The 16,777-nt window shown below is 73.0% G+C and carries 17 protein-coding genes and 4 tRNA genes; 13 read left to right on the forward strand and 8 right to left on the reverse strand.

Annotation, left to right across the window (positions count from 1 at the left end):
* The first annotated feature begins 37 nt into the window (after positions 1-37).
* The 7 genes from zapE (at position 38) to ACODR5_RS04520 (ending at position 3,820) form a co-directional block, all read left to right on the forward strand.
* Positions 38-1,063: a cell division protein ZapE gene (gene zapE / locus ACODR5_RS04490; RefSeq protein WP_488982864.1), complete on the forward strand. Its 1,026-nt coding sequence runs from the start codon at positions 38-40 to the stop codon at positions 1,061-1,063.
* A gap of 191 nt (positions 1,064-1,254) precedes the next feature.
* Positions 1,255-2,496, forward strand: a complete 1,242-nt coding sequence (locus tag ACODR5_RS04495) for an ammonium transporter (RefSeq protein ID WP_488982865.1) — start codon at positions 1,255-1,257, stop codon at positions 2,494-2,496.
* Between the two features lie 128 nt (positions 2,497-2,624).
* The gene (locus ACODR5_RS04500; RefSeq protein WP_488982866.1) at positions 2,625-3,182 is read left to right on the forward strand and encodes a type II toxin-antitoxin system PemK/MazF family toxin; all 558 of its coding nucleotides are present in this window, start codon (positions 2,625-2,627) and stop codon (positions 3,180-3,182) included.
* 106 nt (positions 3,183-3,288) lie between these two features.
* Positions 3,289-3,362: transfer RNA gene (locus ACODR5_RS04505), tRNA-Val, on the forward strand.
* Between the two features lie 159 nt (positions 3,363-3,521).
* A tRNA-Gly gene (locus ACODR5_RS04510) sits at positions 3,522-3,594 on the forward strand.
* 58 nt (positions 3,595-3,652) lie between these two features.
* Positions 3,653-3,723: transfer RNA gene (locus ACODR5_RS04515), tRNA-Cys, on the forward strand.
* A 25-nt stretch (positions 3,724-3,748) separates the two neighbouring features.
* Positions 3,749-3,820: transfer RNA gene (locus tag ACODR5_RS04520), tRNA-Val, on the forward strand.
* 84 nt (positions 3,821-3,904) lie between these two features.
* Here ACODR5_RS04520 and ACODR5_RS04525 read toward each other — a convergent pair.
* From ACODR5_RS04525 to ACODR5_RS04550, 6 genes are all read right to left on the reverse strand, one after another.
* Complete coding sequence (locus tag ACODR5_RS04525; RefSeq protein ID WP_449854170.1) at positions 3,905-4,387, reverse strand: DUF4383 domain-containing protein; 483 nt, start codon at positions 4,385-4,387, stop codon at positions 3,905-3,907.
* Positions 4,388-4,492: 105 nt separating this feature from the next.
* Positions 4,493-5,629 (reverse strand): baeRF2 domain-containing protein, encoded by a 1,137-nt coding sequence (locus ACODR5_RS04530; RefSeq protein WP_488982867.1) that lies wholly within the window; start codon positions 5,627-5,629, stop codon positions 4,493-4,495.
* Positions 5,622-5,843, reverse strand: coding sequence for a hypothetical protein (locus ACODR5_RS04535; protein WP_449854172.1), 222 nt, complete (start codon positions 5,841-5,843; stop codon positions 5,622-5,624). The genes ACODR5_RS04530 and ACODR5_RS04535 overlap by 8 nt, the downstream gene beginning before the upstream one ends.
* A gap of 125 nt (positions 5,844-5,968) precedes the next feature.
* Entirely contained in the window at positions 5,969-7,093 is a 1,125-nt protein-coding gene (locus tag ACODR5_RS04540) for an FAD-dependent oxidoreductase (protein WP_488982868.1), read from the reverse strand.
* Positions 7,090-7,803: a methyltransferase domain-containing protein gene (locus tag ACODR5_RS04545; protein ID WP_488982869.1), complete on the reverse strand. Its 714-nt coding sequence runs from the start codon at positions 7,801-7,803 to the stop codon at positions 7,090-7,092. Before ACODR5_RS04545 ends, ACODR5_RS04540 begins: the two co-directional genes overlap by 4 nt.
* A gap of 1 nt (position 7,804) precedes the next feature.
* Positions 7,805-8,947 carry a type III polyketide synthase gene (locus ACODR5_RS04550; protein ID WP_488982870.1) on the reverse strand — a complete coding sequence of 381 codons (1,143 nt, stop codon included), beginning with the start codon at positions 8,945-8,947 and terminating at the stop codon, positions 7,805-7,807.
* Between the two features lie 188 nt (positions 8,948-9,135).
* Here ACODR5_RS04550 and ACODR5_RS04555 point away from each other — a divergent pair, with 188 nt between their 5' ends.
* A complete protein-coding gene (locus ACODR5_RS04555) occupies positions 9,136-9,522 on the forward strand; it encodes an ankyrin repeat domain-containing protein (RefSeq protein ID WP_488982871.1) in 387 nt (128 codons plus the stop codon).
* Positions 9,523-9,556: 34 nt separating this feature from the next.
* On the opposite strand, the gene ACODR5_RS04560 is transcribed toward ACODR5_RS04555, so the two are convergent.
* A complete protein-coding gene (locus ACODR5_RS04560; RefSeq protein WP_488982872.1) occupies positions 9,557-10,318 on the reverse strand; it encodes an SDR family oxidoreductase in 762 nt (253 codons plus the stop codon).
* A gap of 102 nt (positions 10,319-10,420) precedes the next feature.
* Here ACODR5_RS04560 and ACODR5_RS04565 point away from each other — a divergent pair, with 102 nt between their 5' ends.
* The 3 genes from ACODR5_RS04565 to ACODR5_RS04575 are packed head-to-tail and all read left to right on the forward strand — an operon-like array spanning position 10,421 to position 13,860.
* Positions 10,421-11,287 carry a helix-turn-helix transcriptional regulator gene (locus ACODR5_RS04565; RefSeq protein WP_488982873.1) on the forward strand — a complete coding sequence of 289 codons (867 nt, stop codon included), beginning with the start codon at positions 10,421-10,423 and terminating at the stop codon, positions 11,285-11,287.
* 54 nt (positions 11,288-11,341) lie between these two features.
* Positions 11,342-13,303, forward strand: a complete 1,962-nt coding sequence (thrS, locus tag ACODR5_RS04570) for a threonine--tRNA ligase (protein ID WP_488982896.1) — start codon at positions 11,342-11,344, stop codon at positions 13,301-13,303.
* Positions 13,300-13,860 (forward strand): HIT family protein, encoded by a 561-nt coding sequence (locus tag ACODR5_RS04575; protein WP_488982874.1) that lies wholly within the window; start codon positions 13,300-13,302, stop codon positions 13,858-13,860. Before thrS ends, ACODR5_RS04575 begins: the two co-directional genes overlap by 4 nt.
* A gap of 4 nt (positions 13,861-13,864) precedes the next feature.
* Here the strand turns inward: ACODR5_RS04575 and ACODR5_RS04580 are convergent, their stop codons facing one another.
* Positions 13,865-15,220: an aminotransferase class I/II-fold pyridoxal phosphate-dependent enzyme gene (locus tag ACODR5_RS04580; RefSeq protein WP_488982875.1), complete on the reverse strand. Its 1,356-nt coding sequence runs from the start codon at positions 15,218-15,220 to the stop codon at positions 13,865-13,867.
* 76 nt (positions 15,221-15,296) lie between these two features.
* Between ACODR5_RS04580 and pdxS the strand changes: the two genes are divergently transcribed.
* The gene (gene pdxS / locus ACODR5_RS04585; RefSeq protein WP_449854180.1) at positions 15,297-16,184 is read left to right on the forward strand and encodes a pyridoxal 5'-phosphate synthase lyase subunit PdxS; all 888 of its coding nucleotides are present in this window, start codon (positions 15,297-15,299) and stop codon (positions 16,182-16,184) included.
* Positions 16,178-16,768, forward strand: a complete 591-nt coding sequence (gene pdxT / locus ACODR5_RS04590; protein WP_449854181.1) for a pyridoxal 5'-phosphate synthase glutaminase subunit PdxT — start codon at positions 16,178-16,180, stop codon at positions 16,766-16,768. The genes pdxS and pdxT overlap by 7 nt, the downstream gene beginning before the upstream one ends.
* The last annotated feature ends 9 nt before the right edge of the window (positions 16,769-16,777 follow it).

A 16,777-nucleotide genomic window follows, 5' to 3' on the forward strand; every position in this document is an offset into this window, starting at 1 on the left:
CACCGGGGGAGCCGTGCCCCCGGTAGACTCGGGCATCATGACCCAGGCCCCCGCCGGCATCGCCACCGTCCGCCTCGCGGAGCGTCAGCCTCAGCTGACGGGGGAGGAGATGCTCGGGAGCCTCGTGCCCCCGCCGCAGTTCGACGACGCGACGTTCGAGTCCTACCGCGTCGACGCCGACCACCCCTCCCAGCAGGAGGCGAAGGAGCTGCTGTCGGCGTTCGCGATGGGCGCCCAGCCCGCCAAGCGCGGGCTCTTCTCGCGCAAGCCGAAGGCGCCCGAGACGAAGCCGGGCGTCTACCTGGACGGCGGCTTCGGCGTGGGCAAGACCCACCTGCTGGCCGCGATCTATCACGCCGTGCCCGCCCGCCGGAAGTACTTCGGATCGTTCATCGAGTACACGGCCCTCGTGGGCGCGCTCGGCTACAAGAACACCGTCGAGCTGCTGCGCGGCTCGGCGCTGCTGTGCATCGACGAGTTCGAGCTCGACGACCCGGGCGACACGATGGTCATGACGCGCCTGCTCGGCGAGCTCGTCGCGACCGGCACGCGCCTGGCGGCCACGAGCAACACCCCGCCGAACGCGCTGGGCGAGGGCCGCTTCGCCGCGCAGGACTTCCTGCGCGAGATCCACGCGATGGCCGACAGCTTCCAGACGATCCGCATCGACGGCGTCGACTTCCGCCAGCGCTCGCTCGACGGCGAGGCGCGCGTGCTGGGGGATGACGAGTACGCCCCGACCCTCGCGGCCGTCGGCGGCACCGTCTCGGACGACGGCTTCGAGGAGCTGATCGCGCACCTCGCGCACGTGCACCCCTCCCGCTACATCCGGCTCATCGACGGCATCCGCGCCGTGGGGCTGCGAGACGTGCGGCGCATCACGGATCAGTCGGAGGCGCTGCGCTTCGTCGCGTTCGTCGACCGCGTGTACGACGCGCAGCTGCCGATCCGCGCCACCGGGGCGCCGCTGCACGAGGTGTTCAGCGACGAGATGCTCGCCGGCGGGTACCGCAAGAAGTACCTGCGCGCGATCTCGCGCCTGGTCGCCTCCACGCATTCCTGAGCGATCCGGGAGCGGATGCGCGGCGGTGCGAAACGTGGAATTAACGTGCGGGCGGGTGACGTAACAGGCCCGTAACCCGCGCGGGTGCCCGGTGGTAAAGCGGGCGGGACAGGATCGGAGCGATCCGGTCGAGCGCTCCATATCGACCTCAGCTCACCGGTGTCCTGCTACCCGAACCACTAAGGAAACACATGAGCGACGGACAACTCGCCTGGACGATGATCGCCACGGCGCTGGTGCTTTTCATGACGCCCGGTGTGGCGTTCTTCTACGGCGGTCTGGTCAAGGCCAAGAGCGTCGTGAGCATGATGATGATGAGCTTCGGCGCGCTGGGTCTCATCGCCGTGCTCTGGGTGCTGTACGGCTTCAACATGACCGCGGTCGACAGCCCGTGGGCGTTCGCCGGCAACCCCTTCTCCGACTTCGGCCTCGCGTCGCTGGCCACGACCGACACGACGGGCGAGGGCCTCGTGCTCTCGGCGTTCGGCGCGACGCTCGCCATCATCACCGTCGCCCTGATCTCGGGCGCGATCGCCGACCGCGCAAAGTTCTGGTCGTGGATGCTCTTCGCCGGCCTGTGGGCCACGATCGTGTACTTCCCCGTCGCGGCCTGGGTGTGGGGCGGCGGCTGGATCTACAGCCTCGGCGAGATGATGTTCCCCGAGTCGGGCGTCGCCGTCATCGACTGGGCGGGCGGCACCGCGGTGCACATCAACGCGGGTGCCGCGGCCCTGGCGCTGGCGCTCGTGCTCGGCAAGCGCGTCGGCTTCCAGAAGGGCATCAACAAGCCGCACAGCGTGCCGCTGGTGATGCTCGGCGCCTCGGTGCTGTGGTTCGGCTGGTTCGGCTTCAACGCCGGCCTCACGGCCGCGCCCCTCGGTGAGGACGGCAACGTCGGCACGGGCCTGATCATCGTCAACACGCTCGTGGCCCCGGCCGCGGCGGTCATCGGCTGGATCGCAGTCGAGAAGTTCAAGGACGGCAAGTCCACCTCCGTGGGCGCCGCCTCGGGCGCCGTCGCCGGTCTCGTCGCCATCACCCCGGCGTGCGCCAACCTGACGCCGCTCGCGGCGATCATCCTCGGCCTCATCGCCGGCGCCGTCTGCGCCCTCGCGATCGAGCTCAAGTGGAAGCTGGGCTACGACGACTCGCTCGACGTGGTCGGCGTGCACCTGGTCGGCGGCCTCATCGGAACGCTGTACCTCGGCTTCGCGGCGATCGACACCGGCCTGTTCACGGGCGGCGGCTTCGAGCAGCTCGTGGTGCAGTTCATCGGCGCCGTCGGCACGCTCGTCTACTCGTTCGTCATCGCCTGGATCCTGGGCTTCGCGATCGAGAAGACGATCGGCTTCCGCATCAAGAACGAGGACGAGCTCGCCGGTGTCGACACGGTCGTGCACGGCGAGGAGGGCTACGCGTACGAGGTCAAGTGACCTCCTCCGCCAGCGATTCCCGAGCGAGGGCGTCCCGGTTCCGGCCGGGGCGCCCTCGCTCGTGCGTGCGCCGCGGCGGCGCGCACGCGACAGCCGCCGCGGTGCGGGGGCGACAGTAGGCTCTCGGCATGGCCCGCAACGGAATCCTCGGCGCCCTGGCCGGCGCCGCGCTCGACCTGCTCGCCTCCGCGCTGCGCAAGGACGGCGGGGGCGGTGCGCGGCGCGCTCCCACCCGGCGACGCCGCACCTCCGAGGAGCTGCCGTCGCTGTCGACGACCGACACCGTCGAGGTCAACCCGCACGGGGTGCCCGACCTGCGCCTGAGCTACGCGCCGGACCGCGACGGCGCGCCCGACGCCGGCGAGGTCGTGTGGACATGGGTGCCGTACGAGGAGGGCGACGGCCGCGGCAAGGACCGCCCCGTGCTCGTGATCGGCGCTCACACGGCCGATCGCGTCTACGCCATCAAGCTCACGAGCCGCTCGCACGACGGCGATCGGGAGTTCCTGCCGCTCGGATCCGGGCCGTGGGATGCGAAGGGGCGGCCGTCGTGGGCCGACCTCGACCAGCTCTACAGCGTGCACGTCGGCGGCATGCGCGGCGAGGCGGCCGCGCTCGATCTCGAGCGCTTCACCCTCGTCGCGCGGCGGCTGCAGCAGCGCTACGGCTGGTCGGCGGGGGAGTGAGCGCGTCGCCGTGACGCGCGCGGGATCCGCCCGTGTGGGGAGTCGCGTCGCGGATCGGGTAGTATCGATGTCGGCCCGCTCGCGGGCCCCCTCCGCATCGCGGATCGGGCGATTGGCGCAGTTGGTTAGCGCGCTTCCTTCACACGGAAGAGGTCGTGGGTTCGAGTCCCGCATCGCCCACCGAAACCTTGGAAACCCCCTGGCCACCCGGCCGGGGGGTTTCTCGTTGCGGCGGCGCAGGTGAACGGAGCGTGACGCGCCCGAGATGCGGGCTCGGTTTGGAGCCGCGACGGGAATCGCCTATAGTCATATGAGTCGCCGGGGAGATCCGGAGACAACGCGGATGTAGCGCAGTTGGTAGCGCATCACCTTGCCAAGGTGAGGGTCGCGAGTTCGAGTCTCGTCATCCGCTCGAGTGCAGGGCCTCCTTCGGGAGGAGCCCGGCATGCGGGTAAATTCGAATCCCCCGCGGTGGCGTGGCCGAGAGGCTAGGCACCGGCCTGCAAAGCCGTTTACACGGGTTCGAATCCCGTCGCCACCTCGTTAAAATTGAACAGCTCTCTTGAGCGCGATTAGCGCAGCGGTAGCGCGCTTCCCTGACACGGAAGAGGTCACTGGTTCGATCCCAGTATCGCGCACCGAACGAAACCCCCGGCCCGCCGGGGGTTTTCTGCGTTGCGGGGCTGAGGATGCGGGGAGGGGACGATCCCTCCCCGCATCGCTCAGACGGCCAGGTGCTCGTCGCCGCCGCGCCGGCGCGAGGCGTGCGAGCGGCCGAGCAGCACGCCGAGCGCGATCATGGTGACCGCGAGCACGAGGTGCAGCCAGTTGTCGGCCGTGTTGAGGGGCACGAAGTTGGCGCCGTGGTCGTGCGGCACGAACAGGCCGTACAGCCAGATCACGGCGTACACCGCGCCGCCCCAGATGAGGTACTGCTTGGAGGCGCCGAACGCGCGCGCCACGGCGACGCCGGCGACGCCGTACAGCAGGTGGACGATGTTGTGCAGGATCGAGACCTGGAAGATCCCGAGCAGCATCGCCTCCGACTCGTGCCCGGCGAACTGCATCGTCTCCATGCCGGTCGTCAGACCGGGGATGAATCCGCCGATCCCGACGATCAGGAAGACGACCCCGTAGACGAGGGCGACCTTCTGCACGGGCGTCTCCGCGAAGCGCCCGGTTCCTGCGTTCCGTGCCGTGGTCATGATGTGTCCTCTCTCGCTCGCGGCCGATCCGCGGTAGCTCAGGCAAGCACCGCCGGGCGGGCACCGGCGAGGGCCTTGACGCGGATGGTCGCTTCGGGCAGGGCCTCAGTCGGCGCGCGCATCGCCGTCGCTCCAGCGCAGCGCGGCCAGCGGGGGCGGCGTCTCGAGCTGCGGCCGCGGGGCGTCGTCGGGCAGGCCGTTCTCCTCCACGACGAGCACCCGCGCGCCCGAGAGCAGCGCCGCGCGGGCGAGCGCCTCGGCGAGGGGGACGGGCGCGATCCGCTCGGCGCCGACCGCCTCCCCGTCGGCCACCCACGGCGGGCCGTCGAGGGCGTCGAGCGTCTCGGTCGCGTCGAGCATCCGGGCATCGAGCAGCAGCGTGTCGACCCGCGCCTGCTGCAGGGCCGCGATCACGTCGGCAGTGCCGCGGGCGCCCGAGGCGCCGCCGCCGGCCGATGCCCGGTCGACGACCGCGTCCAGATCCGCGCGCATCGCGCGATCGATGGCCTCGGCGATGGCGGTGTCGCGCGCCCCGCCGTCGGCGCCCGCCGCCCGCGTGTGGGCGTCGACCTCGACCACGCGACCGGTCAGCGCGGGGCCGAGCTGGTCGCGCAGCAGCTGCCGCGCGCGCACGTCGCCCGCGATCACGACGAACCGTGGCGCGTGCTCGCGCGCGAGGCGCTCGACGGCCTCGGCCACCTCGCCCTGGGTCTGCGCCCAGATCTCCTCGGAGTGCTGCTGGTACCGCAGGTGCGACCAGCCGCCGGCCTGCACCTTGGGCAGGCTGTCGGTGCGGCCCTCGACGTCCTCCGACGCCTCGATGCGCGCCCGGCCCGCGCGCTCCACCCGCACCTGCGCGCCCTCGCGGCCCGTCTCGACGACGAGGTAGCGCAGATCGGCGGCGCGATGGCGCAGCAGCGGCAGCACGCACGGCAAGGGGCCGTGCCCGATGAGCTCCGGCCCGAGGCGGGGCCCCAGGAATCGCTCGTCCGCCTCGATCCGTCCGTCCCGCGCCAGCAGGTAGCGCACCGAGGGGCTGGGCAGCCCGCCGTCCTCGTCGAGCGCCTCCTGGATCGCCTCGACATCGCGCGGGGGTGCGGCGCACTCGGCGAGCCGATCCGTCACGGTGCGCCGGCGGGATCGTTCGGTGGGCTGCGGCTCGTCGCCGTGCCCCTCGACGTAGGCGTACGTCCACGGCCCCTGCTGGGCCAGCAGCGCGGCGAGGTCGACGCCGTCAGTCATCGGCCGCCTCCTCGTCGCCGCGCTCGCCGGCGTCGTCGCCGCGGAAGGCCCGCTCCACCTCCGGGTCGTCGGTGTCGTCGGGCAGCGGCTCGCTCTCGCGGAACGGCTCGGCGTGCGGGCTGCCGTGGCCCTGCACCATGCCGCGCGTCTCCTGCTCGAGCTGCTCGTCGACCCGGGGACCGTGCGTCGTGTTGCCACGCTGGGCGTCGCTCATGTCGTCTCCCTTCGTCGGTGTCCCTCGACGCTAGGTCGGGGGCGGCAGCGGGAGCGATCGGGTTGACGGCCCGAGGGGCGGTCGCTAGGCGTGTCGGCGCGGACGGGGAGGCGGTGGCGGTCGGGTCAGATGCCCTGCATCGTGAACGCCCGCGCGAGCGCGGTGCGCGCCGGCGGCCGGGCCAGCACGCGGACGGCCGCGTCCCGGGCGAGCCGGCGCGTGCCGCTGACCGGGGCGCCCATGGCCATGTTGAAGGCCGCGCGCCGCATGGCGACGCCGGCCGCGCGTCGTCGCCGCCCCTCGTAGCCGAGGAACGGGGCCGGCGGCGCGCCGCGCTCGAGGGCGTCGAGGAGGGTCGCGGCGAGGTCGACGGCACCCACCCAGCCGAGGTTCATGCCCTGCCCGCCGATCGGGCTCACCTCGTGGGCCGCGTCGCCGACGAGCGCCACGCGACCGAGAGCGAGCCGCTCGCTCACCCGCTGGCGCGCCGTGAACGGGCTGGGCGCGCTGAGGCGGCGCTCCGCCACGCGCACACCGACGCGCCGACTCAGGAGCGCGGCGAACGCCTCGGCGTCGTCGGGGGCGGCGGCGCGCGGCACCCGGATCACCCAGCGGCGCAGCCCGCCGGGCAGGGGGAACGACTCGACCACGCCGTCGGGCTCCAGGTGGATGACGGCCTCGTCCTCGGCCGCCCCGCGCCACCCGTAGGCGTCGGCCATCACGTAGTCGGCCGCGCCGCCGCGGGGCCGGGTGGTGATGCCCAGCATGTCGCGCACCGGGCTGCGCACGCCGTCGGCTGCGACGACGTAGCGGGCCGCGAGCGGATCGGATCCGGTGAGGTCGAGTCGGACGTCGCCGGCGGACTGCCGCAGGCCCGTCACGGCCCGGCCGCGCCGCAGCGCCCCGGGAGCCAACGCGGCCAGCCGCTCCTCGAGCAGCGCCTCGGTGCGGTCCTGCGGCAGCGAGAGTACGGGCCGTCCCTCGAACCGCAGCCGGCCGAGTTCGCGCTCACCGCACAGCGCCAGCCCGCGGCGGATCGGTGCGGCCTCCGCGCGCACGGCACGCCCCACACCGGCGCCGTCGAGGGCGGCCAGCCCCGGCGGATGCACACCGATCGCGCGCGGCAGCCCCGCCGGGCGCTCTCGGCGCTCGCAGACGGCGACGTCCACGCCGTCGCGCGCGAGCAGGCACGCGAGCAGCAGGCCGACGGGCCCGGCTCCGACGACGGTGACGTCGGCGGAGCGGCTCACGTCGCGCCCCACACGAGCTCCCACCGCGAGGGGAACCCGCGCCGCACGCGCCATCCCCGGGGCGCCAGCGCGGCGGCCTCGTCGGCCGTGCGGCTGCGGCGGATCGAGGTGAGCCCGTCCGGGCGGATGTAGGTGCCGCGCAGCGGGCCCGCCTGCAGCGGCCAGGTGGCGGCGGCGAAGGCGGCGTACGCGAACCGCGAGCGCTCGATGTCGGCGTGCACCGCGATGCCGCCGGGGGCCACGAGCGCCGCGGTGTCGTCGAGGAGCCCCTCGACCTCGTGGTCGCTGAGGTGGTGCAGCACGTGGTTCGACACGACGACGTCGAACCGCTCGCCCGCCACGCGCAGATCGCGCGTGGACGCGGCGCGCAGCTCGAGGCCCGGCGCGGCGGCGCGGCGACGGGCGTAGGCGATGGCGCGCGGATCGGGATCGATCGCGACGACGCGCACCTCGCGGTCGTCGCGCCGCGCCCAGCGCACCAGGCGGTGCGGCAGGTCCGCTCCTCCCGTGCCGACGTCCAGCACCCGGCAGGGGCGATCCCGAGGCAGCCGCGGCCGGATCCACCGCCGGTAGATGGCGCGCTGGCCGGAGACGACCGCGTTGACGAGCGGAAAGCGCCGGTAGGTGCGCTCGAGGGCGCGGAGGTCGCAGGCAGGATCGTCCATGAGCTCGCGGGCCTCCGCGTCGCGCTCGGCGAGGAAGGCTGTCACCTCAGCCCCGCACGGTCAGCAGCGCGGACTCGACCGTGAGGCCGGGGCCGAACGCCATGGCGGCGACGCGGTCACCATCGGCGGCGGGGGAGTCGAGCACGCGGCGCAGCACGAACATCACGGTCGCGCTCGACATGTTGCCGTACTCGCGCAGCACCGCGCGCGGCGGCGCGAGCTGATCCTCGCGCAGCCCCAGGGCCGATTCCACGCGATCGAGGATGCTCCGCCCGCCCGGGTGCACGGCCCAGTGCGCGATGGCGTCCGCGGCGGTGCCGGCCTCGAGCGCCGACGCGAGCTCGCGCTCGTGGGCGAAAAGGGGCTCGACGGCGCCGATGACGTGCTCGCCGATGATCGAGGGCACGGCGTTCGACAGGCCGATCTCGAAGCCGTGGTCGCCGATCCGCCAGGCCATGTCGCCCTCGCCCTCCGGCGTGATCCGCGTGGCGAAGCGATCCAGCCCCAGCACGCGGGTGCCGGGCACGGGCGGGCAGCTCGTGACGACGCCGGCGGCGGCACCGTCGGCGAAGAGGGAGGTGGCGACGATCGTGTCCGGATCGTCGGACGCGCGAAGGTGCAGCGTGCACAGCTCGACGCTGATGACGAGCACGACGGCCCGCGGATCGGCCTTGCACAGCTGCGCCGCGAGCCGCAGGGCCGGCATGGCGGCGTAGCAGCCCATGAAGCCCAGGTGGTAGCGCTGCACCCCGGGGCGCATGCCGAGTTCCCGTGCCACCTGGAAGTCGGGGCCGGGCGCGTAGAAGCCCGTGCACGAGACGGTGATGACGTGGGTGACGCGATCGGCCTCGAGCCCGGCCGACTCCAGCGCCGCCCGGCCGGCGTCGACGTAGAGGCGGCTCGCGTGCGCCGCGTAGACGTCGTTGCGGGCGCGGGTGCCCGGCAGCAGCAGCTCGCCGGAGGCCTGGTCGAAGAACACCGGCGCCTCGCCGTCCTCTCGGGGGCGCCTGCTCAGCTCCTCGAGCACCGTGTGCCGCGTCTCGATCCCCGATTCCCGGAAGGCGGTGGACACGATCCGGCTGCCGAGTCGGCTCAGTCCGGGTTGGGCGGCGAAGACGTCGCGCACCTCGTCCTGGACGAGCACGGTCGGGGGCACGACGGTGGACAGTCCCTGGAGCGTCACGGTCATGCCCGCGAGCGTAGTGAGCGGCCGGCGGGGTCGGCAGGGGCTTGCATCCCGGCGGCCGACCTGGTTGGCGGGCGTCGCGCCCACGTGCCGCCCGCGATCCACTGATGAGCCCGCGGCGGGGCGCCGATCTCGTTACCCTGAAGGGACGGGCCGCCACACCGGCCGGCGCGAGGCGAGCGGAGGACGAGATGAGCGACGAGACGCGCGACGACGAGCTGCCCGACGACGTGATCGAGTTCGCGAACCGCCTCTTCGACCTCGCGCGCGAGGGCGACGAGCGCCTGCTCGGCTACATCGACGAGGGCGTGAGCGCCGACCTCACCAACGCGGCCGGCGACACGCTCCTCATGCTCGCGGCGTACAACGGGCACCTCGCCCTCGTCGAGGGGCTCATCGCGCGCGGCGCCGACGTGAACCGCCTGAACGACCGCGGCCAGTCTCCCGTGGCGGGCGCGGTGTTCAAGGGCCACGACGAGGTCACCGCCGCGCTCGCCGCGGCCGGCGCCGACCTCGACGCCGGCACGCCGAGCGCCCGCGCCACGGCCGACATGTTCGGCCGCCAGCTGCCCGGCTGATCCGCTCAGTCGCGGGTCTGCCCGGCTGATCCGCTCAGTCGCGGGCGTGCGGATCGGTGGCGTTGACCGCCTCGACCGCCTGGTCGTACTCGCCGCGCACCTCGGCGAACCGCAGGAACTTCACGCGCTCGACGAGGATCTCGTGCGCCTCGGGCTGCGTCTCGAGCAGCGAGAGCACCTCGTCGGCGAACTCGTCGAGCGGCATCGCGAGCGGGTTCTCGGCCTGGCCGGGCATGAGATCGGTCTGCACCGAGGGCGGCACGACCTCGGTGACCGCCACGCCCGTGCCCTCCAGCTCGAGGCGGATCGACTCGCTCAGCATGTGCACGAACGCCTTGCTCGCGTTGTAGGTGGGCGTGGGCCGCAGCGGCACCGAGGCCAGGCCGCTCGAGACGGTGACGATCGTGGCGGCGGGGCGGGAGCGCAGGTGCTCGACGAACGCGGCGATGAGCCGGATCGGGCCGAGCACGTTCGTCGTCACGATGCGCTCGGCGGTGTCGAGGAACGCCGGCGTGCGCCAGTCCTCGGGGACCATGATGCCCGCCATGAGGACGACGGCGTTCACCTCGGGCCAGCGCGCGATGACCTCGGCCGAGGCGGCGCGGATGCTCTCGGGGTCGGTGGTGTCGATCCGCACGGTGCCGAAGCCGTGCTCGGCGGCGAGGCGGCCGAGCAGCTCCTGCCGCCGGCCGCCGATGATCACGGTGCTGCCGCGGTCCTGCAGGCGGCGCGCGAGGGCGAGCCCGATGCCGCTCGTGGCGCCGGGGATGAAGACGGTGTCTCGTGTGATGTCCATGCGCTCCAGCGTGCGCGCGCCGCGCGAGCGGCGGGAGAGACCCGCGGATCGGGGGATCGGCGATCCCTGGCTCGCGGCGGCCGCGGCGCGCATGATGGACGGATGGAACGCACCGAGCTGGCCGACTTCCTGCGCCGCCGCCGCGGACAGCTGCAGCCGGGCGATCTCGGACTGCCACCCGGTGCCCGCCGCCGCGCGACCGGGCTGCGGCGCGAGGAGGTGGCGCAGCTCACGGGCATGTCGGTCGACTACTACACGCGCCTCGAGCAGGCCAGGGGACCGCAGCCCAGCACCCAGATGCTGCAGGCGCTCGCCCGCACGCTGCGGCTCACGGCCGACGAGCGCGACTACGTCTTCCGCTTGGCCGGGCACGCGGCGCCGGATCGGTCCGGCGACGCCGGGCACGTCGCGCCCGGCCTGATGCGCGTGCTCGACCGCCTCGACGACACGCCCGCGCTCATCCTGACGAGCCTGGGCGAGACGCTCGTCGCCAACCGGCCGGCGGTCGCGCTGTTCGGCGATCACACCGCCCGCACGGGCTGGGACCGCAGCGACATCCATCGCTGGTTCGCCGATCCGGCCTCGCGCACCCTGTATCCCGAGGACGATCGCGAGCGGCAGTCGCGCGCGCTCGTGGCCAACCTGCGCGCGGCGTACGGGCTCGGGGGCGCGCGCTCGCGGGCGGGCGAGCTCGTGTGCGTGCTGCGCGCGACGAGCGAGGAGTTCGCCGGCCTGTGGGAGCGGCACGAGGTGGCGCGCCGCTTCGAGGACCACAAGACGCTCGTGCATCCCGAGCTGGGGCCGATCGACGTGGATTGCCAGGCGCTGTTCACCGAGGACCAGTCGCAGACGCTCCTCGTGCTCACGGCGCCGCCGCGCACCGAGGCGTGGGAGAAGCTGCGCCTGCTCGCCGTGCTGGGCCAGCAGCGCTTCGCGGGCGCGCCGGGCGCGACCCCCGCCGCGCCGTAGGATTGACGGGTGAGCACCGGATTCGATCTGTTCCCCGACAAGAACGTCGTCGCCATGCGCGTCGACGGCGACCTCAAGGACCTCGCGACGGAGGTCACGGACACGCAGACGGTCGAGCCGGTGACGATCGACAGCGAGGACGGCCTGAACATCCTGCGCCACTCGACGGCGCACGTGCTCGCGCAGGCGGTGCAGACGATCAACCCCGCCGCGAAGCTGGGCATCGGGCCGTTCATCCAGGACGGCTTCTACTACGACTTCGGCGTGGACGAGCCCTTCACGCCCGAGGACCTCAAGGCGATCAAGCGCGAGATGCAGCGCATCGTCAAGGAGGGCCAGCGCTTCGTGCGCCGCGCCGTGACCGACGACGAGGCACGCGCCGAGCTCGCCGACGAGCCGTTCAAGCTCGAGCTCATCGGGCTGAAGGGCGGCACGAAGGAGGCCGCGGAGGGCGCCTCGGTCGAGGTGGGCGCCGGCGAGCTCACGATCTACGACAACGTCGACGCCAAGACGGGCGAGACGAAGTGGAAGGACCTCTGCCGCGGCCCGCACGTGCCCTCCACCCGCATGGTCGGCAACGGCTGGGACATCCTGCGCATCGCCGGCGCCTATTGGCGCGGCAGCGAGAAGAACCCGCAGCTGCAGCGCATCTACGGCACCGCGTGGCCAAGCAAGGACGAGCTCGTCGCGTACAAGAACCGCCTCGAGGAGGCGGCTCGCCGCGATCACCGCAAGCTCGGGCGCGAGATGGACCTGTTCTCGTTCCCGGACGAGATCGGCTCGGGGCTGTCGGTGTGGCACCCCAAGGGCGGCATCGTGCGCGGCGAGATGGAGCAGCACGCCCGCCGCCGTCACATCGAGAACGGCTACAGCTACGTCTACACGCCGCACATCACGAAGAAGGATCTCTTCGTCACCTCGAACCACCTCGTCACGTACGGCGAGGGGATGTGGCCCCCGATCCGCATGGACGAGGAGCGCGACGACGAGGGCAACGTCACCAAGCAGGGCGTCGACTACTACCTGAAGCCGATGAACTGCCCCATGCACATCCTCATCTACCGCGAGAAGGCGCGCTCGTACCGCGAGCTGCCGCTGCGCCTGGCCGAGAACGGCACGGTCTACCGCAACGAGCTCTCGGGCGCGCTGCACGGCCTCACGCGCGTGCGCGGCTTCACGCAGGACGATGCGCACATCTTCGTCACGCGCGAGCAGATCGCCGAGGAGGTCGCCCACGTGCTGGCCTTCGAGATCGACCTGCTGAAGGACTTCGGCCTCACCGACTTCCGGCTCGAGCTGTCGATGCGCGACGACGAGAAGGAGAAGTGGATCGGCGACGAGGAGATCTGGGCCACCGCCACCGACGCGCTCCGCGACGTCGCGCGGTCCACGGGCCTCGACCTCGTCGAGGAACCGGGCGAGGCCGCGTTCTACGGCCCGAAGATCGACCTCAAGGTGACCGACGCCATCGGCCGCTCGTGGCAGCTGTCGACCGTGCAGCTGGACTTCAACCTGCCCGAGCGCTTCGGGCTGGAGTACACGGCCGCCGACGGATCCAAGCAGCGCCCGATCATGATCCACCGCGCGCTGTTCGGATCGATCGAGCGGTTCTTCGCGATCCTGCTCGAGCACTACGCCGGCGACTTCCCGGTGTGGCTCGCGCCCGTGCAGGTGATGGGCGTCCCCGTCGCCGACGAGTTCGGCGACTACCTGCAGGACGTCGTGAACCGGCTCAGGGCGGCCGGCGTGCGCGCCGAGGTCGACCACTCGGACGACCGCATGCAGAAGAAGATCCGCACGCACACGACGAGCAAGGTGCCGCTCATCCTCATCGCGGGCGAGCAGGACCGCTCGGCAGGCACGGTGTCGTTCCGCTTCCGCGACGGATCGCAGCGCAACGGCGTGCCGGTGGATGAGGCCGTCGCGCTCGTGACGGGGCTCATCGCGGCGAAGAAGCTCGTGCTGCGCGACGAGGACGCGACGCTCGCCGACGCGACGCTCGAGGGCGCGGCGTGACGGACGATCCGCGCGAGGAGTTCACCCAGCTCGAGCCGGAGAGCGACTTCGGCCGCGTGCCCGACGCGTTCCAGCGGCTGTGGACGCCGCACCGCATGGCGTACATCAATGCCGGCGCCGACGTGAACCGCGGCAGCGGCTGCCCGTTCTGCGCCGCGCCGGATCGCTCGGACGAGGACGGGCTCATCGTGCACCGCGGCGAGCACGCCTTCGTGCTGCTGAACCTCTTCCCGTACAACTCCGGTCACCTGCTCGTCTGCCCGTACCGGCACGTGGGTCAGTACGACGAGGCCACGATCGAGGAGACGGCGGAGATCGCGTACCTCACGCAGGTGGCGATGGGCGTCCTGCGCACGACGTCGCGCTGCGACGGCTTCAACATCGGCATGAACCAGGGCCAGGTGGCCGGCGCGGGCGTGGAGGAGCACCTGCACCAGCACATCGTGCCGCGCTGGGCCAGCGACGCGAACTTCTTCCCGATCATCGCGAAGACGAAGGCGCTGCCGCAGCTGCTGGGAGACGTCCGCACCGCGATCGCCGACGCCTGGCCCGCCTGATCCCTCAGCCGCGGGAGGCGGCGGCGATGCCGGCCGCGAGTCGCTCCTGGGCGGCGTCGTCGAGGTGGTGCGCGGTCACCCGCAGGTGGCGGGACGGGGCGGCGGCGCCGAGCGCGAACTCGTCGCCGGACCGGACGAGCCAGCCGCGCGCCCGCAGGCGCTCGGCGGCGTCGCGCGCGGGCGCGCCGACCGGCACCCACAGGCTCAGCCCGTCGCCGGGCGTGACCGCCATGCCGTGCGCGCGCAGGCGGGCGGCGAGGGCGGCGTTGCGCGCCGCGTAGTGCGCGCCGGCGCCCTCGATCGCCTCGCGGGTGGCGCGTTCGGACAGCAGGACGTGCGCGAGACGCTGGAGCAGGTGGCTCACCCAGGTCGTGCCGGGGCTGAGGCGCAGGGCGAGGCGGTCGGCGGTGTGCGGATCGGACGCCACGATCGCGAGCGACATGTCGGGGCCGAGGAACTTCGACACCGAGCGCACGAGCGCCCACCGGCGGTGGTCGGGACCGATCATCGAGCGGTACGGGTGCCGCGAGAGCAGCGAGTAGTGGTCGTCCTCGATGACGACCACGTACGGGTGCTCCGTCAGCACCTCGCGCAGCGCCGCGGCGCGCGCCTCGGACAGGCTCGCACCGGTCGGGTTCTGCGCCCGCGGCGTGCACACGACGGCCCGGGCGCCGTCGGCCAGCGCGGCGCGGAGCCCGTCGACGGTCATGCCCTCGTCGTCGACCGGAACCGGGATGGGCCGGTAGCCGGCGAGCCGCGCCGTGCGGATGGTCGCGAGATAGCAGGGGTCCTCGAGCGCGACGGCGTCGTCGCGCGTGAGCGCCTGCGCGAGCAGCCGCTCGACGGCATCGAACGCGCCGTTCGTGATCGTCAGCCGCATCGGATCCGGCACGTCGGGCGCGAGCCACTCCCGCGCCCACGCCTCGAGGCCCGGATCGATCACGCCATCGCCGTAGAGCACCGGGCGCGGCGCGAGGCGGGCGAGCGCGGGCTCGAGGCTCGGCAGCAGCGCGGGGTCGGGGTTCGCGGCGCCGACGTCGCGCAGCTCCGGGGCGCCCGGGCCCGGAACCGCCGAGGCGAACCCCTCCTGGGCGACGGGCGGGGCGCCCGCGATGCGGGTGCCGCCGCGGCCCTGCGAGACGACGAGCCCGGCCTGGGCGAGCTGGCGGTAGGCGGCGACGGCGGTGTTGCGGTTCACGCCGAGCTGCGCGGCCAGCGTGCGGACGGGCGGCAGGGCGTCGCCGGCGCGCAGCTCGCCGCGCTCCACGAGTCCGCGCACCGCATCGGCGATCTCGCCGGCCGTGCCACCCGTGATGCGCGGCGCGGTGGCCGCCGCGCCCGAGATGTCGCCGTGTGTCATCGTCGCCCAGCCTATGCGCCGCACGGTGCTACGTTATGGCCTAGGCCAAATCGGCCGGAGCGTGAGGAGAAGCAGGATGTCGGAGACCACCGGAACCGCGCGGGTCAAGCGCGGACTCGCCGAGATGCTCAAGGGCGGGGTCATCATGGACGTCGTCACCGCCGACCAGGCGAGGATCGCCGAGGACGCCGGCGCCGTCGCCGTGATGGCGCTCGAGCGCGTGCCCGCCGACATCCGGGCGCAGGGCGGGGTGGCCCGCATGAGCGATCCGGACCTCATCGACGGGATCATCGAGGCCGTCTCGATCCCCGTCATGGCGAAGGCGCGCATCGGGCACTTCGTCGAGGCGCAGGTGCTGCAGCAGCTCGGCGTCGACTACATCGACGAGTCCGAGGTGCTCTCGCCCGCCGACTACGCGAACCACATCGACAAGTGGGGCTTCACCGTGCCGTTCGTCTGCGGCGCGACGAACCTCGGCGAGGCGCTGCGGCGCATCACGGAGGGTGCGGCGATGATCCGCTCGAAGGGCGAGGCCGGCACGGGCGACGTCTCCGAGGCCACCCGCCACATCCGGCAGATCACCGGCGAGATCCGCGCGCTGGCGGCCAAGAGCGACGACGAGCTGTACGTCGCCGCGAAGGAGCTGCAGGCGCCCTACGAGCTGGTGGCCGAGGTCGCGCGCACCGGATCGCTTCCGGTCGTGCTGTTCACCGCCGGTGGCGTCGCCACCCCCGCGGACGCGGCGATGATGATGCAGCTCGGCGCGGACGGCGTGTTCGTCGGGTCCGGGATCTTCAAGTCGGGCGACCCGGCCGCCCGGGCGGCGGCGATCGTGAAGGCGACGACGTTCCACGACGACCCGTCGGTGATCGCCGAGGTCTCGCGCGGGCTGGGCGAGGCGATGGTCGGCATCAACGTGGCCGACGTGCCGGCGCCCCACCGGCTCGCCGAGCGCGGATGGTGAGCGCACCCGTCGTCGGCGTGCTCGCGCTGCAGGGGGATGTGCGCGAGCACGAGCGCGTGCTCGAGGGGCTCGGCGCGCGCGTGGTGCGCGTGCGCCGAGAGCCGGAGCTGCGCGAGGTCGGCGGGCTCGTGATCCCGGGCGGCGAGTCGAGCGTCATCGACAAGCTCGCGCGCTCGTTCGGCGTGCGAGACGCGATCGTCGAGCGGATCCGTGCCGGGATGCCCGTGTACGGCACGTGCGCGGGTCTCATCCTGCTGGCGGATCGGATCGCGGACGGCATCGAGGGACAGCAGACCTTCGGCGGCCTCGACGCGACGGTGCGGCGCAACGCGTTCGGGCGGCAGACGGAGTCTTTCGAGGCCGCGCTGGAGGTGCCCGCGCTGGGGGAGGCGCCCGTGCACGCGGCCTTCATCCGCGCGCCCGTGGTCGAGGGGATCGGCGCGGGCGTCGACGCGCTGGCGAGGACGCCGGACGGGCGGATCGTCGCGGTGGAGCAGGGGCCGTTGCTCGGCACGGCCTTCCACCCCGAGGTGACGGGTGACACGCGCTTCCACGCGCGGTTCCTCGAGCGCGTGCGGGTTTAGCGCCGTGGC

The organism is Microbacterium sp. FG3, from assembly GCF_057809335.1.